General features: G+C 42.1%; 18 protein-coding genes and 1 pseudogene. 1 reads left to right on the top strand and 18 read right to left on the bottom strand.

Going from position 1 to position 18,684, the window contains the following annotated elements:
- Nucleotides 1–245 precede the first annotated feature (245 nt).
- The 17 genes and pseudogenes from murB to IPH92_05290 form a co-directional block, all read right to left on the bottom strand.
- A complete protein-coding gene (gene murB / locus IPH92_05370; GenBank protein QQR64949.1) occupies nucleotides 246–1,265 on the bottom strand; it encodes a UDP-N-acetylmuramate dehydrogenase in 1,020 nt (339 codons plus the stop codon).
- Nucleotides 1,266–1,319: 54 nt separating this feature from the next.
- Entirely contained in the window at nucleotides 1,320–3,539 is a 2,220-nt protein-coding gene (locus IPH92_05365; GenBank protein ID QQR64948.1) for an O-antigen ligase family protein, read from the bottom strand.
- 110 nt (nucleotides 3,540–3,649) lie between these two features.
- Nucleotides 3,650–5,305, bottom strand: a complete 1,656-nt coding sequence (locus tag IPH92_05360; protein ID QQR64947.1) for a bifunctional sulfate adenylyltransferase/adenylylsulfate kinase — start codon at nucleotides 5,303–5,305, stop codon at nucleotides 3,650–3,652.
- A gap of 113 nt (nucleotides 5,306–5,418) precedes the next feature.
- Nucleotides 5,419–5,673: a type II toxin-antitoxin system mRNA interferase toxin, RelE/StbE family gene (locus IPH92_05355; GenBank protein QQR64946.1), complete on the bottom strand. Its 255-nt coding sequence runs from the start codon at nucleotides 5,671–5,673 to the stop codon at nucleotides 5,419–5,421.
- Between the two features lie 4 nt (nucleotides 5,674–5,677).
- On the bottom strand, nucleotides 5,678–5,950 hold the full coding sequence (locus IPH92_05350) for a hypothetical protein (protein ID QQR64945.1): 273 nt from the start codon (nucleotides 5,948–5,950) through the stop codon (nucleotides 5,678–5,680).
- Between the two features lie 481 nt (nucleotides 5,951–6,431).
- Nucleotides 6,432–7,145, bottom strand: coding sequence for a methyltransferase domain-containing protein (locus IPH92_05345; GenBank protein QQR64944.1), 714 nt, complete (start codon nucleotides 7,143–7,145; stop codon nucleotides 6,432–6,434).
- 66 nt (nucleotides 7,146–7,211) lie between these two features.
- Complete coding sequence (locus IPH92_05340; protein ID QQR64943.1) at nucleotides 7,212–8,981, bottom strand: hypothetical protein; 1,770 nt, start codon at nucleotides 8,979–8,981, stop codon at nucleotides 7,212–7,214.
- 26 nt (nucleotides 8,982–9,007) lie between these two features.
- Nucleotides 9,008–9,433 (bottom strand): GtrA family protein, encoded by a 426-nt coding sequence (locus IPH92_05335; protein ID QQR64942.1) that lies wholly within the window; start codon nucleotides 9,431–9,433, stop codon nucleotides 9,008–9,010.
- A 50-nt stretch (nucleotides 9,434–9,483) separates the two neighbouring features.
- Nucleotides 9,484–9,987, bottom strand: a complete 504-nt coding sequence (locus tag IPH92_05330) for a methyltransferase domain-containing protein (GenBank protein QQR64941.1) — start codon at nucleotides 9,985–9,987, stop codon at nucleotides 9,484–9,486.
- The gene (locus tag IPH92_05325; GenBank protein QQR64940.1) at nucleotides 9,918–10,250 is read right to left on the bottom strand and encodes a class I SAM-dependent methyltransferase; all 333 of its coding nucleotides are present in this window, start codon (nucleotides 10,248–10,250) and stop codon (nucleotides 9,918–9,920) included. The genes IPH92_05330 and IPH92_05325 overlap by 70 nt, the downstream gene beginning before the upstream one ends.
- A 565-nt stretch (nucleotides 10,251–10,815) precedes the next feature.
- Nucleotides 10,816–11,259 carry a hypothetical protein gene (locus tag IPH92_05320; protein ID QQR64939.1) on the bottom strand — a complete coding sequence of 148 codons (444 nt, stop codon included), beginning with the start codon at nucleotides 11,257–11,259 and terminating at the stop codon, nucleotides 10,816–10,818.
- A 133-nt stretch (nucleotides 11,260–11,392) separates the two neighbouring features.
- Nucleotides 11,393–12,496, bottom strand: a complete 1,104-nt coding sequence (gene asnB, locus IPH92_05315) for an asparagine synthase (glutamine-hydrolyzing) (protein ID QQR64938.1) — start codon at nucleotides 12,494–12,496, stop codon at nucleotides 11,393–11,395.
- Between the two features lie 178 nt (nucleotides 12,497–12,674).
- A pseudogene (locus IPH92_05310) lies at nucleotides 12,675–13,620 on the bottom strand (glycosyltransferase family 2 protein).
- A 51-nt stretch (nucleotides 13,621–13,671) separates the two neighbouring features.
- A complete protein-coding gene (locus tag IPH92_05305; protein QQR64937.1) occupies nucleotides 13,672–14,085 on the bottom strand; it encodes a UDP-N-acetylglucosamine 2-epimerase in 414 nt (137 codons plus the stop codon).
- Entirely contained in the window at nucleotides 14,075–14,767 is a 693-nt protein-coding gene (locus IPH92_05300; protein ID QQR64936.1) for a UDP-N-acetylglucosamine 2-epimerase, read from the bottom strand. The genes IPH92_05305 and IPH92_05300 overlap by 11 nt, the downstream gene beginning before the upstream one ends.
- A 61-nt stretch (nucleotides 14,768–14,828) precedes the next feature.
- The gene (locus IPH92_05295; GenBank protein QQR64935.1) at nucleotides 14,829–15,449 is read right to left on the bottom strand and encodes a hypothetical protein; all 621 of its coding nucleotides are present in this window, start codon (nucleotides 15,447–15,449) and stop codon (nucleotides 14,829–14,831) included.
- 9 nt (nucleotides 15,450–15,458) lie between these two features.
- Nucleotides 15,459–16,547, bottom strand: a complete 1,089-nt coding sequence (locus IPH92_05290; protein QQR64934.1) for a glycosyltransferase family 4 protein — start codon at nucleotides 16,545–16,547, stop codon at nucleotides 15,459–15,461.
- A 102-nt stretch (nucleotides 16,548–16,649) separates the two neighbouring features.
- Here IPH92_05290 and IPH92_05285 point away from each other — a divergent pair, with 102 nt between their 5' ends.
- Complete coding sequence (locus IPH92_05285) at nucleotides 16,650–17,918, top strand: oligosaccharide flippase family protein (GenBank protein ID QQR64933.1); 1,269 nt, start codon at nucleotides 16,650–16,652, stop codon at nucleotides 17,916–17,918.
- A 5-nt stretch (nucleotides 17,919–17,923) separates the two neighbouring features.
- On the opposite strand, the gene IPH92_05280 is transcribed toward IPH92_05285, so the two are convergent.
- The gene (locus IPH92_05280; GenBank protein QQR64932.1) at nucleotides 17,924–18,673 is read right to left on the bottom strand and encodes a methyltransferase domain-containing protein; all 750 of its coding nucleotides are present in this window, start codon (nucleotides 18,671–18,673) and stop codon (nucleotides 17,924–17,926) included.
- Nucleotides 18,674–18,684: the final 11 nt, after the last annotated feature.

Raw genomic sequence — 18,684 nt, 5'->3', positions numbered from 1 at the left:
TTTGAAATTTTACTCATTAACGTTTCGACCGCATTGTTCCCTTTTCAAAGAGCATTGTGCAAAGAGAATGTTTGCTTATGTATAATTATCAGTCATTACAAAAAATGCACAAGAAAAAAAATAAAAAATGTGGGGATAAAAAAATAAAATAAAAAATTTTATTTTATTTTTTTATAATTTTATTTTTGTATAAAATGTTTTGTGTATGAAAAATATTTTAAAATATTTTTCATACACATATTTTTTCACAGCATCCGCACCTCTGGTTCAATCACGATACTCGTTTTTTCATACACCAATGCAATGATGCGCGCTACAAAATCAGTCACCTCACGTGCCGTCGCACCATGCTCACACACAAGCACGAGTGCCTGTTTTTCATAGAGTCCCACCTTCCCTTCACGGTAACCTTTCAGTCCACACACCCTATCGAGTATCCATCCGAGTGACACCTTCACATCACCATCCTGTTGCGGAAAGCCTGGTAATTCTGGATATCTCTGGACAAGCGCCTCATACACAGCAAGAGGCACAATAGGGTTTTTAAAAAATGACCCTGCGGTTCCTATCTCATGCCAGTCAGGTAATTTCTTTCCTCGTATCGTAATAATTGCTTCACGTATTTCATGGAGCGAAGGTTGTGTCTGTGTACCAAAATATTCGGTAAGGTCTTTATAGGTGAGTCGTGGTGCCCGCATATGCACTACCGTAAAGGTGACTGAAAGAATAATATATTTGCTGCCCTCAGCTTTTTTAAAAAGTGAATCACGATATCCAAAAGCACATTCTGTGTTTGTGAGTGTTCGTGTCTGTCCACAAGAAGTGTCGTACACGAAAACTGATTCAATTATCTCTTTTGCTTCCACACCATATGCACCAACATTTTGAACGGGCACTGCGCCCACATGACCTGGTATCGCGGAAAGATTTTCAAGCCCCCACAAATCTTTCAACACAAGTTCATGAATAAGTGCATCGAGGATAACTCCGGCATCAGCGGTCACCCGTACCACATCAGCCCGTTCCTCATACGCAATCTCCGAAGCCACGTATCGAATCACCAATCCTCGTATCCCGTTTTCAGAGATAAGCACATTTGAACCACACCCTAAAAGAGTAATAGGGTGCCCTTCTCTCTTTGCCCATATAACGACCTCTTCGAGTACAGCAACACAATCCACCTCAGCAAAAAATTGCGCAGGGCCACCCACACCAAGAGTGGTGTGGGGAGCAAGGGGTATATCAGTTCGTATACATGAAGGCATGAAATCAAGCAGTGTGAAGGGCACTAAAAAATGTATGCGTCATTCTCTCTAAGACTATTCTGTGGGCACAGGAGCCACGGGAGCAGTCTCCTTTATGCCGAGATTCTTGCTCACGATACTTTGCATGTACTGATCAGCTTCTGCTTTGAATTCAGGAATATCTTCTCCTGCCTTCTTGAGCACCTCAATCGCGCCTGCGGTATCATTCATCAAATCATTGAGTACGTATGCAAGACTTGCACGTTCCTGTGAGACGGTAGGCTTCAACGCAATGCGTATTTCAAGCATTTCTTTGAGACGTCCATACTGCTGCACCTGGTGCATTGCCTGGAGCGCGTTGTCGTTGTTTGCGAATGCTTGTTTTTGCTCTTCGGTCGAAATGAGTTCATCGACGATAGCCATATTCCCCGCATAGGTTGCAGCCATTGCATACATCACTCGTGACTCCATAAATTGTGGACCGAGATCATATGCCTCTTTAAAGAGTTCCATAGCCTTTTGTGGCTCTTGTTTTTGGAGGTACGCAAAACCTTGCTCAAAAATAATGATTTGTTTTTTTGGAGAAAGTTTACGCGCAGTATTGAGGTGTTCGATTGCTTTTTCGAGATTGCCTGTAGCACGATAAAATGAACTTATAAAGACTTCAACACGCGCATCGCCTGGCTTTTCTGCTTCCTGCTTGAGAAGTTCTTCTTCTACCCGAGTCTTAAATTTTTGTCTTATTTCTTCAGGTATTTTCTCATCCGAAAGCACTGCCTGTGCTTTCTGTGTCATTTGCTCACGAATTTCTTGAGTACCAAAGGAATCTCGTGAAAGTGCGGTTTCAAACGACTGGAGCATTTTTTCTGGATCCTGTGTTTGGAATGCCTTGATAATATCCTTTGATGCCTGAATACCCGGAACATTGACGGAGTACACGACTACAAACGCAAGGATACATACCACGGGAACAACCACCTGTTCAACAATACGTATATCTACTTTACGCTTCACCAGTGCGGAACTTGGAAGTGCCACTCGCGCATGAATGTATGCGAGTATCACGGCATAGAAGATGTAACTGACGATGTTGTCGAATACGAATATGTTGTGTACGAAGTAGCCTGCAAGAAGCCCAATGAGCACTCCGCGCTCCACTACGGTAAAGGCATGATCATCTTTTCTAAAGAGAGGTCGGAAGAAGAGATAGTACAGAGCTGAGAAAAGAACAGACAAGTATGCAATAAGACCAAGTACCCCTCCAGCAATAAGCCAGTCCATGACGATGTTGTGAACACGGTCAAACCACGCTTCCCCACCATGGAGTTCTGGACGATAATACTCATTGAAAACGTAGTTGTAATTACCCTGACCCCAGCCGAGAATTGGTCGTTCCTTTACTCCTTCAAAGGCCATGCTCCAAATATTAAAACGATTGCCACCTTCAGCGAGGGAAATAGTTGCGATACGTTGAAGATAGGGGTTGCCCTGAATGAATGATGATTCTTTAAAGGTAATGAAGATTGCAACAATCGCAATAATAGCCACGATTCCCCCTGTCGCAATCTTGCGGAACATGGGATATTCTCGCGCAAAGAGCGCGATGTAGGTAGCCATAATGAATGAGCCGCCCACAAGGCCAAGGATAGTACCGCGCGTTGCTGTCTGTATGAGGAGATAGATGAAAAGAACTGCAAGCCCACCATAGACAATACGTGCTCCCTTGCTCTTTGCACGGAAAAGCATAAAGAACGTAATGAAGATATGGAAGAGCATGTAGATGGCCATGTATGCAGAGTTTCCTAACGTACCATCAAGACGCACGCCTCCCTGATTGATGGTGATGTTGCCCGAGAGCTGTGCAAATGCATAGAGTGAAAGTACGACAGCCACACCAATGGTTGTCATAAAAAATCTGTCCCACACTTTCTCTGTGGTCAAAACGGTACCGGCAATGAGCATGTACAAGAATGTGTGCACAAGTGTCACGTACCCTTCCATACGTTCATAGTTGCTCCAGAAACTTGATTGTGGCGATTCACCAAAGAGGTTGGCGAAAAACATCACCACGAGAAGCGCGCTGAAACTACCAAGTATCCACGAAAACTTAGGGCGGTAGAGTGGCTCATAGAGAGCAAGGATCACCCAGCCTGCAAAGATAATTTCAACAATAATTCTGAAGGTAAAATTCTTCCCCGTAATAAAAGGGAAAAACATAGTATTAGAAATAATGAGCACAATCGCTGGAATCGCAAAGATACCCGCATACACAAGTCCTTTTGTAATGTCTTTCATAATGATGAAAACTATACCATAGTGGAGGTGGTGCTGTACAAGTGAAAAAGGCGCGACCGTAGGGGCGGCGCCTTTTTCACATTTTATTCCTCACTTCGTCAAGATGTGTCCTACCTTCGCACCAAAACGCCGCGTGTATAGAGATGTTCAATAATATTTTCTACAATCTCTTCAGGCGTGCTTTCTACAGTTTTTGCAACCAATTCTGGTGCTTCCGGTACCTCATACGGGTCGTCAACTCCCGTAAAGTTTTTAATAAGTCCTTGACGTGCTTTTTCATACAGGCCCTTCGTATCACGTGTTGCACATACATCCACTGGTGTATCCACAAATATCTCAATGAATTCCCCATACTGCTCCACCATAGTACGTACGTGTCTCCGCGCGTCCCTGTACGGTGCAATAAGTGCTGAAATAACGATTCCTCCGTGCTTTATCACCTCACGGGCTACAAAGCCTACACGCTTTACGTTTTCATCTCTATCCTCCTTTGAGAAGCCTAAGCCCTTCGAAAGGTGCTCACGAATAATATCGCCATCGAGGAAGGTTACATCTCTATCCTGCAGTTCTTGAAGCCGTGCATACAGAAGTTGCGCAAGCGTCGACTTGCCCGAGCATGAAAGTCCCGTGAAAAAGAACGTCACGCCGGGGCGCGTATCCCGCTTCACACTCTCGCGCAAAATTGCGATACTCTCCTTAAAGGAAAACCATTCAGGTATCTCCTCATTCTCACGCAAGCGTCGACGAAACTCAGTACCCGAGATATTGGCAATATCTTCCCCCTCTTCTACCTCATGTGCCGACACATACTTTTCTCGTGTCTTTGAGTACGCGAGTTCGTCCGAGTCAACAATAATAATACCTACCTCATCAGCATGGGTGAGTGCGAGCGTACGCGCATCATACGGACCATAAAAATCCTTTCCATCACTTCCCTTGCCCGGGCCCGCGTGGTCACGCCCCACTATGAAGTGCGTACATCCGTAGTTTTTGCGGATGATCGAGTGCCACACCGCCTCACGCGGGCCCGCCATACGCATCGCAAGGGGCAAGAGTGAAAGATGCGTAAAATCCTTTCCGTAGGTGTTGCACACCACATTGTATGTGCGCACGCGGGTGACGTAGTCTATGTCTCCTGGCTTTGTCATCCCCACAACAGGATGCACGAGTACCGGTGCTCCTATTTTTTCACTTGCACGCTTTACAAGTTCAAAGTGGGCGCGATGCATGGGATTGCGTGTTTGAAAGCCCACGACCTTATCCCATCCTTTTTCTTTGAAAAGCGCTTTGAGTTCTGTGGGTGTTTTGCGGAATTGTTTAAAGTCGTTTCGTTCAGGGAGTGCAATCTTTGTCACCGTACCCCCGAGGTAGGTGTCCTCCATTTCATCAAAAAGGTACTGCACGCCGGGGTGCATTCTGTCCTCGGTGCCATACACGCGAAGCGCTTCCTTTGTCTTGTCGGGTGAAAAGCGTGAGGTAATCGCCATGACCGCAAGCGGGTTTCCAAACGCATCACAAAGGAGTATGCGCTCCCCTACCTGATACGAATTCTGTGCCGACACATCGAGCACGATAGGTATCGGGAAAAGGGTTCCATCAGCGAGACGCATCGACTCCACCACACCGTTATAGTCCGCCTCATCCATAAAGCCCACGACGGGCTCAAAGCCCCCAAGGAGCATCACCTCAAGGTCGTGGAGTACGCGCCCTTTGAGGTTGAGGCGTGGGAGGGTAAGAATATCGTGCTGCAAATCTGGTGAACTCATGGATGAACAAAATTAGTGACTGATATAGTACTGAACAAATACTATAACATCCCCAAAATCAAAAAAGTAGCGCGACGACACGCCTACCCAAGAAGACCTTGGTTCACGTGTCCTCAATACAACTCGCTGTGTGTGCCAATTTTATAAAACTCAATCGTATACTCTTCGTATGTAAAGTGCGCTCGATAATCACCAGTTACATTCATACTCAAAAACGTATCCATGTCCCCAGTGAGTCTGTGTACATTGAGAAGAGGATCATGTGGGGATGCAATGAGTACACTCAGACGCTCAAAAAACGTTTTCTGGATGTGAGGAGGAAGTTTCTTAAGTTGCTTTTTAAACTTTTTATGAAACGTTACCTGCATACCATTATTTCTTAAGCCATGCTATAGCATCATCAACGTTCGTGAATGCGGGCGACATATTTTTGCCTGCACGCGCATCTGCGTACATTTTCTTAAGTTCTTTCTTCACCTCAGGACGCAACTCTGGCTCGCGTGTCACGCGAAATTCTCCCGAATATATAAAATCCTTCAGATAAGCATTTACCACTATTGAGAGTGGTATACCGAGGTGTTTGGCGAGTGCCTGCGCTCTCTCCTTCACATCTTTGTCCGTCTTCACATTGAGTACTGTTTTCATCCTATACAAAGTTATCTAATAATTATGAGTGTATCCCTATTCTCTCCTGCCTAAAAATCGATACCTATGCATCCACTTTCACAACTGTGAACAGGACAGGTAATATAACCATTGTATATACAACAGTTATATTGTCAATACTCAATTCCCTCTTAATTGCTCCGGTCAAATCCTCAACGCAACTCGAGAAATCAGTAAAGAACCCCACCCCAGAGGGGATGGGGCATTTTCCACCCGTCAGTGCTGGGGTGGGACCTGGGGTTCTTTGCTAGCTGAGGATTCGGCTCCGCCGAAGCTATATATTTGTCCATTCATCCACGGGGTCGAACCCCGTGGCATTCTGGATGAATTAGGTCAAAACCCCCTGATATTGCTATTCGTTTCATAATATTATTATAGTATTACCAAATTAAATATGAAAAGTTACAAATACTCAAAAAATATATATGTTCTAAGGTCCCCTGAACCAATTAGGAAAACTTTATTTTTTCCGCACGACACAATATAACACTGCAGCTATTTCAACAGACCGAGGACAGTGATTAAAAACTAAATCAAGAAATTTTATTGGAAAGGTTACAAACATTATCAAATTAAGAAGTATTGAAGCGATTTTATGCGAGCCAAATGAAAAAATTATTGAAAACAGATGATTTAAATAAACGGTAAGTGCAGAAAATGGTCCTGCTCGGACCCCAATTTCTACCATTTCAAAGTCTTTAAACAATTCCCGTAATCCCTCATCTGTCCAGCGTTGATAGTCAGAAGGTGACGTATGGAAAGGGTATAAAAATGGTGTGGAGATATATGCTAGTCCGTCTTTACATAGTAAGCGTCTCATTTCCAATACTGCTTTAGATGGAAGTGACGTATGTTCAAGTACATTATCTGAAATAATACGCGCCACACTTGCGTCTGGTAACGGTACCGAATTTATATCAGCAACTATTTCTACTCCTGTGTATGGATAAAAATCAACATTTACTACACCCTTGGATAAAATCCTCGGTCCAGAACCCAAGTTTAATACCTTACCTTCAGATGGATAACGTTTTAAAAATGCAACTGCACTTAATCCACAAAACATCATAGGGCCAAATACATTTGCAATAAAAAAATAGAAAAATTGCCAGCGTTTAAAGAAATTTCTTATGTCAAAATTATCGATATTCTTTTCGTATTCTATCTTCGCCATTATATATTTCGACTATTGCTAAATATGATCTGGTTGCAAGTCCGAATGGGCTCATATTTTATCATGTTACTTTTGTAACGCATACAAGAGTTCACCATTAAAATCGGCAACAATAGATAATTCATCTATTTGCTCCAATCTTTTTTTAGTTTCGTCATAATATTGGTACTCCTTACTGAGCAAAATATAATCAATTTCATATTGTCTCAATACATCTATTGGTGGTTGGGATTTAACATCAATCCATCGACTGTACATTCTCTCACTAAGACTATCTGAAATACGTTCTCCAGGAACATACTCATTGAGCGTAACTAAAGCAATAATCTTCTTCCGGTTCTCAGCAGATGCGTAACTGTCAATGTAACGATTTCCCCAATACTCTCGATGCGCTTCTTGAATTGTGCTCGAGCTCATGTTGAGGTCGAACAAATGTTGTGCCAACCAGCGATTCTCAACCTCATGGTCTGAAGCTGGATAAAGCGCAATATAGAAATTATAATACACTTTATTTTCAGTATAAACAGGTAGAGTAAAATCATACATCCCACCAAGCGAATACACGACTGAATCTGACTGTGTGTTAGTTCGTAACCATGAAAAGACGTCCATCTTTTTCTGCATAGCGACGAGCTCCACTTCTGAGTATGGCATCCGAGCGATGTGCATAAATTCATTTCGCTGATGGTACACAATAATGCACATTAATAAAAGCAATGCCACTCCAATAATCTTACTACTGATTCTTCCGACTTCATTATTAGTGATCAAACGCTGATGGATAATCATAAGTACTGAAAAAATGATTGGAATGGTAGTAAATTGGTAGTGAGGAGCAAACTGAAGCGAAACTCCAGTTATAATATTTTGCCAGTTGAGAATAAATATAGTTATTACTCCACTCATGCAAAAGAATCGCTCCTGCAGACTGAGTTTTCTACTTGCTAGAACAATTACTCCACCAGCAAGTACTGCCAAAGCCACGTTGGTAAAACTCCCTGGCAAATGTGTATACATAATTCCATAGCGTAGTGCGGTCTCTGCGTATGAGATACCTTGGGATGCTTTGTATTGGAAATATAAAAAAACGAGTAAAAAGGGAAAAAAAGAAACTGAAAAATATAATAGGTCTTGAGTAAATAATCGAGATTTCTTGTTGATACATACTTTTGCTAGATAGAGTGATGAGTACAAAACAAAAAGTGTTGTAAAAAAATAAGGTGAAATAAAACATGTTATACCGGTAATAAGACCGGCAGAAACATGCCATCGTCTAGAATAAATACTTTCCCGGAAATAAATAAGAGCAATGGGTATCAACCCTGCAAATAGGAAAACATAATTTAACTGTGGACTGATAGGTCTTCCTAATGAAGCAAGTATACATACAACGAATATGACCGTATACAGTAGTGCAATTGTACGATAACCACCTGAAACTATGAGAAAAAAAGTATATATAAGTATGAAATCAATAAACACAATAACGAAATCTCCGAACGCTGCTATGAAAGGTACAGATGCACCCGTAAGCCAGACTCCACATGCCATAATTAATTCAGCAATCGGTGGCATTATAAAAGCATCATCCATATGCTCTTTTATATAAGGATTTCCTATTGAATATTTCCCTTCTGTCACTTCCTTTATTCGAGCTTGATACGTAATCTCATCATCAGTAAACACGGGGTACACTCCTCTGAAATTTTCAGATCCGATTGTATTCCAAGACCGTATATTTGGTGAAACAACAAAAAGGGTCATAGCAAATCCCAACGCAAGCATCAAAGAATGTCTTGCTACAACCATCCACAGTCTCTGAATTGGACCATTCATAATATCAAAATAGATTCTCTATACATCTAAACAAAAATATATTTTCGGTTAATGTAGAACGTGATCATGGCTAGAAGAATAACATTAAGTGTTTGTGCATACAAATATGGCCATTTTATGACAGTTACCCAAAGATACATAAGTAATGTATTTACGATAAGATAACCCACCGACAAGACGATAAACCATATAAATTGTTTTCTAGCAACATTTGTATCATAATTAGAAAAGACAAAATATTTTTGAACTAAAAAATTCACTATCAATGTACAAATATTTGCAAGGACAACAGAGAATAAATACCATATCCCAATAATCTCAGTGAAAAAAAACAGTGACGTAAGTAATACAAATATTGCAATCAAACCAGTAAGCGAAAACTTCATTATCTGTCTAATAAGTAAGGCATATTTTAATTGTAAATTTCTATAGGACTTAAGTAATTTCTTCATATCTTTCAACTGCCTTCTATCTCACAATTAATTTAAAACAAGAAATCAGCCTACATTTTAATTCCCACCAAAATCCACCCCGATTTATTTGGTGGTGGAGAAACAGTTATATCCGTAAGGGGGAGGTCTGCGACCAGTGCCCGCACTTCTTCTTTTTTCCAGTAATGTGCAACATCAGGAATGAGTTGGTCGAACACAATACTGTGCACATGCCAAAAATTGAATGTCGAGAGTTGCTTGAGATACGCGCTCGGACCTTTGCATATTTTTACAAACGCATACAACGGAACAGAACAAAAATATGAGAGGAGGTGCACAAGGGGGAGCGGCAGTTTTGACGTGATATGAATACGTACAGGATCGACATACCGCACTATCCACTCATTCCCCTCATACCCATATACCCATACCAAAAGTTTTCCCCCTGATTTAAGCGCGTCTATCATATTGGCGAGTGCTTTTTTTGGGTCTCGTAAATGGTGAATCACGCCAATTGAGAATGCAACATCAAACTCATTCTTCCACGTAATATCATAGATACTTTGAAAGTGCACGTCGCAGTCGGATATTCTTTGAGTGTCTCTTTTGCTCGTGCTACAGAGCGTTCATCAAAATCAAATGCAGTGACGGAGGCAGCACCAAACTTCATTGGCCACAAACTATTTCTACCCATACCACAGCCAGCATCAAGCACCTTCTTCCCTACCCAGTCGGAAGGTTGCATGGGGTTTGTCCAATTCAAAAACTGCTTCTCGTAATCCCGGGTTACCCAAGAATATTTTTCCCATTCGTATCCAAATCTATTTTGTGATGACATGTGTACGTGTTATTAGACTTTCTTAAAAACAACTCCCCCCCCCCCCCCCCCCCCCAACCCCCAACCCCCAATTCCACCTGCAGGGGGGGAAGGCCCCCCCACCCCCCAAAAAAAATTTTTTATTTTTTTTAAAAGGGATTTCCCTCCCCCCCCCCCAGGGGGAAAAAGGGGGAAAAAACAACCCCCCCCCCACCCACCCCGGAAAAAAAAAAAAAAACCCCCCCCAAAACTTCTTTTTGTGGTTTTTTTTATAAAAAAGGAAAAGAAAAAAAAAATCCCTCCCCTCCCCCCCCCTGCCCCCCCAGGAAACCCCCCCCCACTGGGGGGGGGACCCTCCCGGTTTTTTTTTTTTTTTTAACATCCAACCAAAATCCCACAACACCAACCAAGGTTTTTCCCACAAACACACCCACACCAAACCCAACAAAAAAATCAAAATATATTTCACACCCCGCCCCCCACCCCGGCCCCCCCCCCCCCCTGGGGGTTGGGGGACCGAAACCAACCCCATTTTCCATCCCTCTTTTTTTTTTTCCCCCCGGCCAGGTTGGTTTTTTGTTCATTTTTATTCATACCATTCCTCCATCCAAAGTGCTAACACAAATAATGTCCAAAGTTTCTTCCTGTTATCAGATACACCATCCTGGTGCGATTGAAGCAGTATAGCAAGCCCCTCGCGCTTGAACAGACCACTTTGTACCAATTTCCCCTCTAAAAGCGTTTTGGTGAATATATCCCGGAGTTCTCCCCGAATCCATGCACCAATAGGAATACCAAATCCTTTTTTCTTTCTTCCCACAATACGAGCCGGTAGATATGACTTCATCAGTTCCTTAAGGATGTACTTTTCTGTACGCCCCTTCAGCTTGTACGTGAGCGGAAGTGTGAGCGCAAAGTTCACGAGCGCAATATCCAAAAACGGCGCACGGACTTCGAGACCATGTCGCATCCCTGCTCTGTCTGTTTTTACCAAAATATCTTCTACTAAATATCCTTTCATGTACTCCATCTGCACGCTATCCCAAAAATTCGTGCCTTCTGTGTACAGCGCATCTGTGGGGGCAAGAATATGCGCGTCATCAACGTCAAAGTTACAAATTGACTTCAGTTCCTCGGGTGTAAACGCACTGAGCCAGTAGGTATTACGGCGAGCCCTTGTCGTACTGAAAACCTGAGATAAATTTCTTTGCCTTAAAATCAAAACTCATGTACGCATGTGAGACAGGAAGTCGTTCCACCACATAACGTATTACGCGCGTAATACACTTTGGTATTTTTTCATACCAAAGTCCCACACGGTGTGCAAAAAATGTGCCGTACCCAAAGAAAATTTCATCGGACCCATCTCCCCCAAGCACCACCTTCACCTCCTTACTCGTGTACCGAGACAATATGAGTGATGGAATGATTGAAGAGTCGGCGATTGGTTCATCGAGTACCTGGGGTATCTCGTGAATCACTTTGAGTAATTCTTCTGGACCCACGACGTACTCATGGTGGTCAGTCCCAAGAAATGTTGCCACTTCCCGAGCATACTCACGCTCATCAAAACTTGTATCCTTGAAGCCGATTGAAAATGTCTTAATCTGGTTTGTGGATGATTTTTGTGCAAAGTATGCAATCGTACTTGAATCAAGACCACCACTGAGAAAGACGCCTACAGGAACATCCGCGACCATGCGTTTTTGTACCGCAGTCTGAAGAAGCGCATGGAGTTCGTCTTTCGCACTTTCAAAATTCTTTGTGTATGCTCCCTGTGTCGAGATAATCCTGCCAAACGTCCCCTGCGTCACATTTTTCCCGTCATAGATAAGATATGTCCCCGGATCAAGTTTACTCACGTTTTCATAAATAGTCGCTGGTCCAGGAACATACTCATACACCAAGTACTGTGCGAGTGCGGTGGTGCTTATTTTCTTTGGACACGAAGGATGCTTCCTGAGTGCCTTGAGTTCGGAACCAAAAATAAATGTGCTGTCATGGTGAGTCCAGTACAATGGTTTTTTCCCGACATGGTCTCGCGCAAGAAGGAGTATGCCTTTCTTCGTATCATAAAGGGCTAACGCAAACATCCCCTGAATTTTTGTAAGAAAAGTTTCCCCCAATTCTTCATAGAGATGGAGCAGTACTTCCGTATCACTACTTCCCCTAAATTCGTATGATCCTAAAAATTCTTCCCTGAGTTCTTGGTAATTATATATTTCACCATTAAACACAAGTGATACATCTCCCTTCTTTGTACACATAGGTTGATGCCCCGCGGGCGATAAGGTCAACGATAGACAACCTCCGTTGTGCGAGACCCACAGGGCCAATCTCGAAGCACCCCTCCATCATCAGGACCTCGGTGCGTGAGCGTATTATTCATCTCCTCAAGGATAGCCCGCGAACCTGTCCCCCAATAACCGGCAATACCGCACATACCTAAAAGTTGATTGTTTCTTTAATGAGATATGCTTTCTTACCTTGCGATTCGTAGTAGGTACGCATAATCATTTCTGCAAGGATTCCCATAGTCACCAGTTGCACACCTACAATGATGCAAAGTGCAGAGAGCACCGGAAGTGGTGTCTGTATCATATATACATTATAAAATACCCGAAGTACGATTGCCCCTATTCCCGCGAGTACCCCCACGCCACTCATGAAAAAACCGATAAACCCAAAAAACTGAATTGGTCGGTCCATGTACTTATACAGAAATTGAAGTACGACAAGGTCGAGGAGTACGCGGAGTGTGCGTGAAAATCCATAATTACTCTTTCCATACTTTCGCGGTGCATAGGATACCTCAATCTCTGTGACGCGCGCCCCCATACGTGCTGCATACGCAGGAATAAATCGATGCATTTCTCCATAGAGGTTAACTCCCTTGAATCACCTCACGGCGATATGCCTTAAGTGTGCATCCATAGTCATGGAGATGTACGCCGGATACATACGAGATAAGTTTATTCGCAAGTATCGAGGGAAGTTTACGCACGAGTTTCTTATCAGCCCAGCGCTTCCTGCGCCATCCAGAAACCACATCAAAGCCCTCATCCATTTTCTTCAAAATATGAATAATATCCTGAGGGTCATTTTCTAAATCAGAATCGAGCGGGATAATGATATCACCCGTCGCATGTTCGATACCTGCATGAATCGCTGCCGTCTGACCCGCATTCACCCGAAAATGAATTACTTTTACCTGTGGGTCTTTGGAAGCAATTGCGGTCAATTCTTGTGCACTATTGTCTTTTGAACCATCATTGACTGCAATTACCTCATAGGGATAATTAATTTCTTTCATTACCTTCGTAATACGTACAAAAAGTTCCGGGATACTCTTCCCTTCGTTATATATAGGTAAAATGATTGATAATTTCATTATGCGAGAATCATACCACTCGTCGTTACTTTGTACATTGAGAAAAAATGCTTACATCTGCTCTAATACATCAAAAATTCTTTTACTCACACCATTATCCCACAAAGGAATGTGATTGGACTTAAAATCTGTACGCGCAAGATGCGTCTTGATACTTAGGACGTCCATCGACTCAATAGGAAAAAGTACGTTTGATCCAAGCATAAGGGTAACGGGCCGTTCCGTATTATCCCGTAGAGTACAACACGGGATACCGAGATGAGATGTTTCTTCTTGTATGCCACCTGAATCAGTCACGACACCCGAGGAATCAACAACCAACTTCATAAAATCAAGGTACCCGAGTGGCTCAATTATTTTGATATTTTTGAGCAAATCACCAAACCCATAATTTTTAATTTTCTGCTGCGTTCCGGGATGGAGAGGCATCACGAGTGTATGTGTTTCCGCTATGCTACCCAACATATCTAAAAATCTTTTTAAGGGTGATTGGGTCATCAGTATTTTCTTGTCGATGAATCGTCGTTACCACATATCTTCCCTTCTCCAAATCTAAATCAGACAGCACACGTGAATCATCAAAGTTTGATTTGAACATCTCGATGCTTTCAATCATTATATTCCCCACCACATGGATTTTTTCCCGCGCAATACCCTCACGTTCCAAATTTTCAAGACCACTCTCTTCAGTTACAAAGAGTACATCACTGATGTGATCAATGATGGCTCTGTTAATCTCCTCGGGCATACGTCTATCATGACTGCGTAATCCTGACTCCACATGTATGATTTTCTTACCAAGTGTTATCCCCGCAATCGCGCCCGCTAGTGCTGAATTGATATCACCAAACACAATAACGCCATCAAATGCACCATTTTCGATTGTAGACTTGAGTGCGGTAAACATTTTGCCAATCTTTTCAGTATGAAACTCGCCTTTGATATCAAGTTGTATATCGGGCTTTGGGATACCCATCTGCTCAAAAAAAATCTTCGACATGTTATCGTCAAAGTGTTGTCCTGTGTGGACGAGGGTAAAAGAAAACTGTGGATACTCTTTTGCCCGATTAAAAAATGGTGCCGCCTTCACAAAATTAGGCCGAGCTCCCAAGACAACAAGATATGATTTTTTTTGAATAGTTTCCATGTTTGATATTGTGCGTATTGTAATCTAAGTCTGTCTTAAAACACAGGGGTGCCAAACCTTCCTACCATTCATATATATCTCTACATTGATTTCGAAGCAACACTGTTGCAATTAAGTCAATAGTTTCACTATTAAAAAATGTTCTATTTTTTTGTGCGATTGCGATATCTTCAATGGTCATACGTACTCGTTCACACCCACCTAAGACAGGGTTCTCAGCGAGCGTAAATTGTTTTATAACAAACAAATCAATGGGAAATTGAAACTGGTCTCCAAAGCCATACGACTGACCAACAAAAATCAAATCTTCGGGCAACCCCTTCATCCCTAATTTTGTATCGAGAGACCGGAGCGCTCCCTCAGCACCACTCTCACCCACATTACAAAAAGAACCCACGGCCTTGAGTGCTACTGCATTATCTTTTGTTTCTTCTCGCCCTTTCTGAGACAAGAAATACGCGGCAATAATCTCCCCCTCTTCATTCATTTCAAGTGGTAACACATTACAAGCATTCGCAGAACGTGTCATTGGGTACAAACTTCCATTACTCATTTCTACAACGTTCAATTGAAAATACACCACACCATTTTCTCCTTGATGATGGAATTTTTGCCCTGCAATAAGTTGTGTTGAACCTACAATATCGTGATTACTTTTTTCTTTCTGATTGTTACTATCCATACTCTGTATTTATGCAAATAATTTCTTAAGCGCATCAAGGAATATTTTTCCTTGAATATCCCACGTGTAACCTCCTACTGCTGTCTTTACTGCATTCTCTCCCAGCTTTTTCCGAAGGACAGGATCCGTAAGTTTACCCATTGCTTCAATAAAACCCTCAGTATCCTCAGGATTAAAGGTAAGACCATTTTCTCCGTCCACAATGATTTTATGCATATCACTCGTACGACTCACCACCACAGCCTTCCCCATGGCCATATATTCCATAAATTTTGATGGGTACGTGAGCTCGTTTACCCGTGAAATAATACGCGGGAGTACAAGCACATCACAATCAATCGTAAAACTCGAAACTTTTTCATGAGGAAGTGCATCCGTCACCTGTATGTATGATTTATCAGGAGTTGTGCGTTTTTCACTCAGTAATAGTGCAAGCCTAAACTGAGGATATCGTTCAACAAGTTTTTCAAACGCAGTATAGAGAAACGGAAGTCCTTGCCACTTCTTACCGTCACCTGCATACCCGACGACTATGGTGCCTTCAGATTTCTGTATGTACCCTCCAGACTTCACTTCAGGGTTAAAGAGTCCTAGATTAACACCCCCATACACACTCACCACATTTTTGTTGTACTTCTTGAGGTACTCAGTCGCACTAATACTACAGGTAGTAATCAAGTCTGAGAGACGGTATATAACACTATAAAAAAACTTATCCCGCCAATATTTATATTTTGAGATACCTCCATACAGAAGTTCTTCCTCTTCACGAAAGCCATGCATCTCAAGCACCATTCGTGCTCGTGTACCAAACTTCACAAACGGCAGATAAAACGAAGCGGCCACACTATGAAAAATTACTACATCAATATCGTGTTGTTTCACAAACTGCCTAATTTTTTTAATATCGTCCACATGTGCATGGGTAATAGTGATATGGGGCAACCCAAGTGGACTCTCACTATCAAGCGTACACGTGTGCCATGCGAAAAGAGAATCCTTCATGCCTTCCCGTATCAGACTCTGTACCCGAAGCGGCGTCCCCCGATTTTCCAGAAGTGGTGAACGGTACACCGACAAAACGTTAATTTTTTTCATATGAGTAGTTACCATAATACACGACTTTTCTGTAACTTTCTGTATACAACTATTGCAGTCTGCCTATAGTTTTATATCGGAACACTATATACTATTACGACTATGCGTACACAAGGCTTCTTACATATTCAGAGACTCCTCACTCGTCTACAAACATTTTCTAAGACTGATATTCGCTACCTTCTCAAAGGAACCGCACTCCTCAGTATTGGCCAAATATTTGCGACACTATCAGCGTTTCTTCTTACAGTAGGATTGGCGCGTGTACTTGATCAGGCAGAATATGGTCAGTACGCCTATATCCTTTCTTTAGCGGGTGTTGTGGGTATGTTTACCCATTCAGGCATGGATACCGCTGTTGCCCAATCTATTGCGAAGGGGTTTGATCGTTCCCTATTACTTGGTTTTTGGTCAAAACTGAAATGGAGCACCCCCATTGCCATTATTACCATGTGTGCGGGAGGTTACTACCTTTTCAAAGATAACGAAGTCCTTGGCTATTCATTATTAGTCACTGGTCTCACCACTCCATTACTCGCGGGATCATCTCTCTATGGAGCATATTTTAATGGGAAAAAACAATTTAAAAAAATTGCGTATGATAACGCCCTAAAAAATATTGCAATTTCCGCATCTATTCTTCTTACGGCGTTCATGACGCATAGCGTCTTGTATGTTGTATGCGCATATTTTCTCTCAAGTACGCTCATTTCAGCAGCACGCTTTTATTTCCTTACAAAGAAAGTTCCCCCTGCACGTGAACATGATGCACTGGCTGCATCCAGTCTCGTAACGGGAAAGCATTTTAGTCTCATGGAACTTTTTGGAAATATTTCCATGTATGTTGACAAAATTATTGTATTTCAACTTCTCGGAGCAACGTCACTCGCATTTTATTCACTTGCACTTGCTCCCACCAAACAACTACAAAGCGTCTCAAGGATCATGCGTGCACTTGCACTTCCAAAATTTAGCACACGTTCAATCCGTGAATTAAAAAGTGCTATGCGTCATAAGATAGTGATGTTTTTTCTAGGTTCACTCTTTCTAACCATTTTGTATTGTATTCTTGCACAATTCTTTTTCATCGCTATTTTTCCACAATATACAGAAGCACTTTTGTATTCACAGGTCCTGTCATTAACCCTTTTATTTATGCCCTCAATTCTTCACGTACAAGCTCTTACTTCTTTGAATCAGAAAAAAGCGCTCTATGTGGTAAATATTGTAAAGTCGGTAACGAAGATTAGTTTTATGGTACTACTTATTCCACTCTTTGGAATTTGGGGAGCAATTGCTTCATTCTTACTGACACAAGTAGCAACTAGTTTTAGTGTGTATTATTACTTTCAAAAAATAAAAGAAGAATGAGTGTTTTATTTTTTTAAAAACACCACAAAACTTCCTGCAAACATTGCTGGCCATACTTTTTCTAAGAATGGAATACCACGATACCCATGAATGTGATATTTCGTATAGCCGAGCGCTCGTAACCACCACCTCAGGTCGGTAAGTGTCCAAAAACGAAGATGCTCATTTGGAAATTTAATCCACTGCATTGGCATTCTTCCAAAGAGAAGGCGGAGCCGATACAGAAAGTTTCCTGAATTTGGAAATGAGAAAAATACTCCCTTCCCCGCTTTCTCATATATGGTTTTGAGCACCTTTTCTGAGTTCGGAATATGTTCGAGTATCTCAAGGAGTAAAAAATAGTCTGCGGGTTTTATTGCTCGAATGTCTTCGTCAGAATTAATATCAAATTTCACCCCCGTCATGCCAAGAGACCGCGCAACATCAAGCGCATAGTCGGAACTCTCATAGCCGATGTACTCTTCTATCGAAATTTTATCTTTGAGGTAATCAAAAATAACCCCTGGCCCTGAAGCAATGTCCCCAATAGTTACCTTCTCCTTTTTCCCAATAGTTGAAGCAACGTAGTCCGCACGCTTCTTTTCATTACCCGTGATGTGTCGGGCTCTATTTCCTTCCTGAGTTCCACGCTTTTGTTTCCAATACTCATCGTAATCAAGTGAGGCCTCCACCGTAAGTGTTTTTTGCGGATACGTAAAAACAAGGGTGTACCACTGCTTTAAAAAAAATAGTTTTTCTTTGAGTAAGTGAAGCATAATAATATTAC

The sequence above is a fragment of the Candidatus Kaiserbacteria bacterium genome (assembly GCA_016699245.1).
GTDB lineage: Bacteria > Patescibacteriota > Minisyncoccia > Phycocordibacterales > UBA918 > Damh-18.
This window is presented reverse-complemented; position numbering and strand designations above follow the sequence as displayed.

Coding starts and splice junctions, on each gene's coding strand:
- IPH92_05340 (QQR64943.1), bottom strand. CDS start 8,981: ATGAATGGTCCAATTCAGAGACTGTGGATGGTTGTAGCAAGACATTCT.
- IPH92_05345 (QQR64944.1), bottom strand. CDS start 7,145: ATGGCGAAGATAGAATACGAAAAGAATATCGATAATTTTGACATAAGA.
- IPH92_05360 (QQR64947.1), bottom strand. CDS start 5,305: ATGAGTTCACCAGATTTGCAGCACGATATTCTTACCCTCCCACGCCTC.
- IPH92_05300 (QQR64936.1), bottom strand. CDS start 14,767: ATGGAAACTATTCAAAAAAAATCATATCTTGTTGTCTTGGGAGCTCGG.
- IPH92_05285 (QQR64933.1), top strand. CDS start 16,650: ATGCGTACACAAGGCTTCTTACATATTCAGAGACTCCTCACTCGTCTA.
- IPH92_05325 (QQR64940.1), bottom strand. CDS start 10,250: ATGTCATCACAAAATAGATTTGGATACGAATGGGAAAAATATTCTTGG.
- IPH92_05320 (QQR64939.1), bottom strand. CDS start 11,259: ATGGAGTACATGAAAGGATATTTAGTAGAAGATATTTTGGTAAAAACA.
- murB (QQR64949.1), bottom strand. CDS start 1,265: ATGCCTTCATGTATACGAACTGATATACCCCTTGCTCCCCACACCACT.
- IPH92_05355 (QQR64946.1), bottom strand. CDS start 5,673: ATGCAGGTAACGTTTCATAAAAAGTTTAAAAAGCAACTTAAGAAACTT.
- IPH92_05295 (QQR64935.1), bottom strand. CDS start 15,449: ATGGATAGTAACAATCAGAAAGAAAAAAGTAATCACGATATTGTAGGT.
- IPH92_05335 (QQR64942.1), bottom strand. CDS start 9,433: ATGAAGAAATTACTTAAGTCCTATAGAAATTTACAATTAAAATATGCC.
- IPH92_05365 (QQR64948.1), bottom strand. CDS start 3,539: ATGAAAGACATTACAAAAGGACTTGTGTATGCGGGTATCTTTGCGATT.
- IPH92_05290 (QQR64934.1), bottom strand. CDS start 16,547: ATGAAAAAAATTAACGTTTTGTCGGTGTACCGTTCACCACTTCTGGAA.
- IPH92_05280 (QQR64932.1), bottom strand. CDS start 18,673: ATGCTTCACTTACTCAAAGAAAAACTATTTTTTTTAAAGCAGTGGTAC.
- asnB (QQR64938.1), bottom strand. CDS start 12,496: ATGTGTACAAAGAAGGGAGATGTATCACTTGTGTTTAATGGTGAAATA.
- IPH92_05350 (QQR64945.1), bottom strand. CDS start 5,950: ATGAAAACAGTACTCAATGTGAAGACGGACAAAGATGTGAAGGAGAGA.
- IPH92_05305 (QQR64937.1), bottom strand. CDS start 14,085: ATGTTGGGTAGCATAGCGGAAACACATACACTCGTGATGCCTCTCCAT.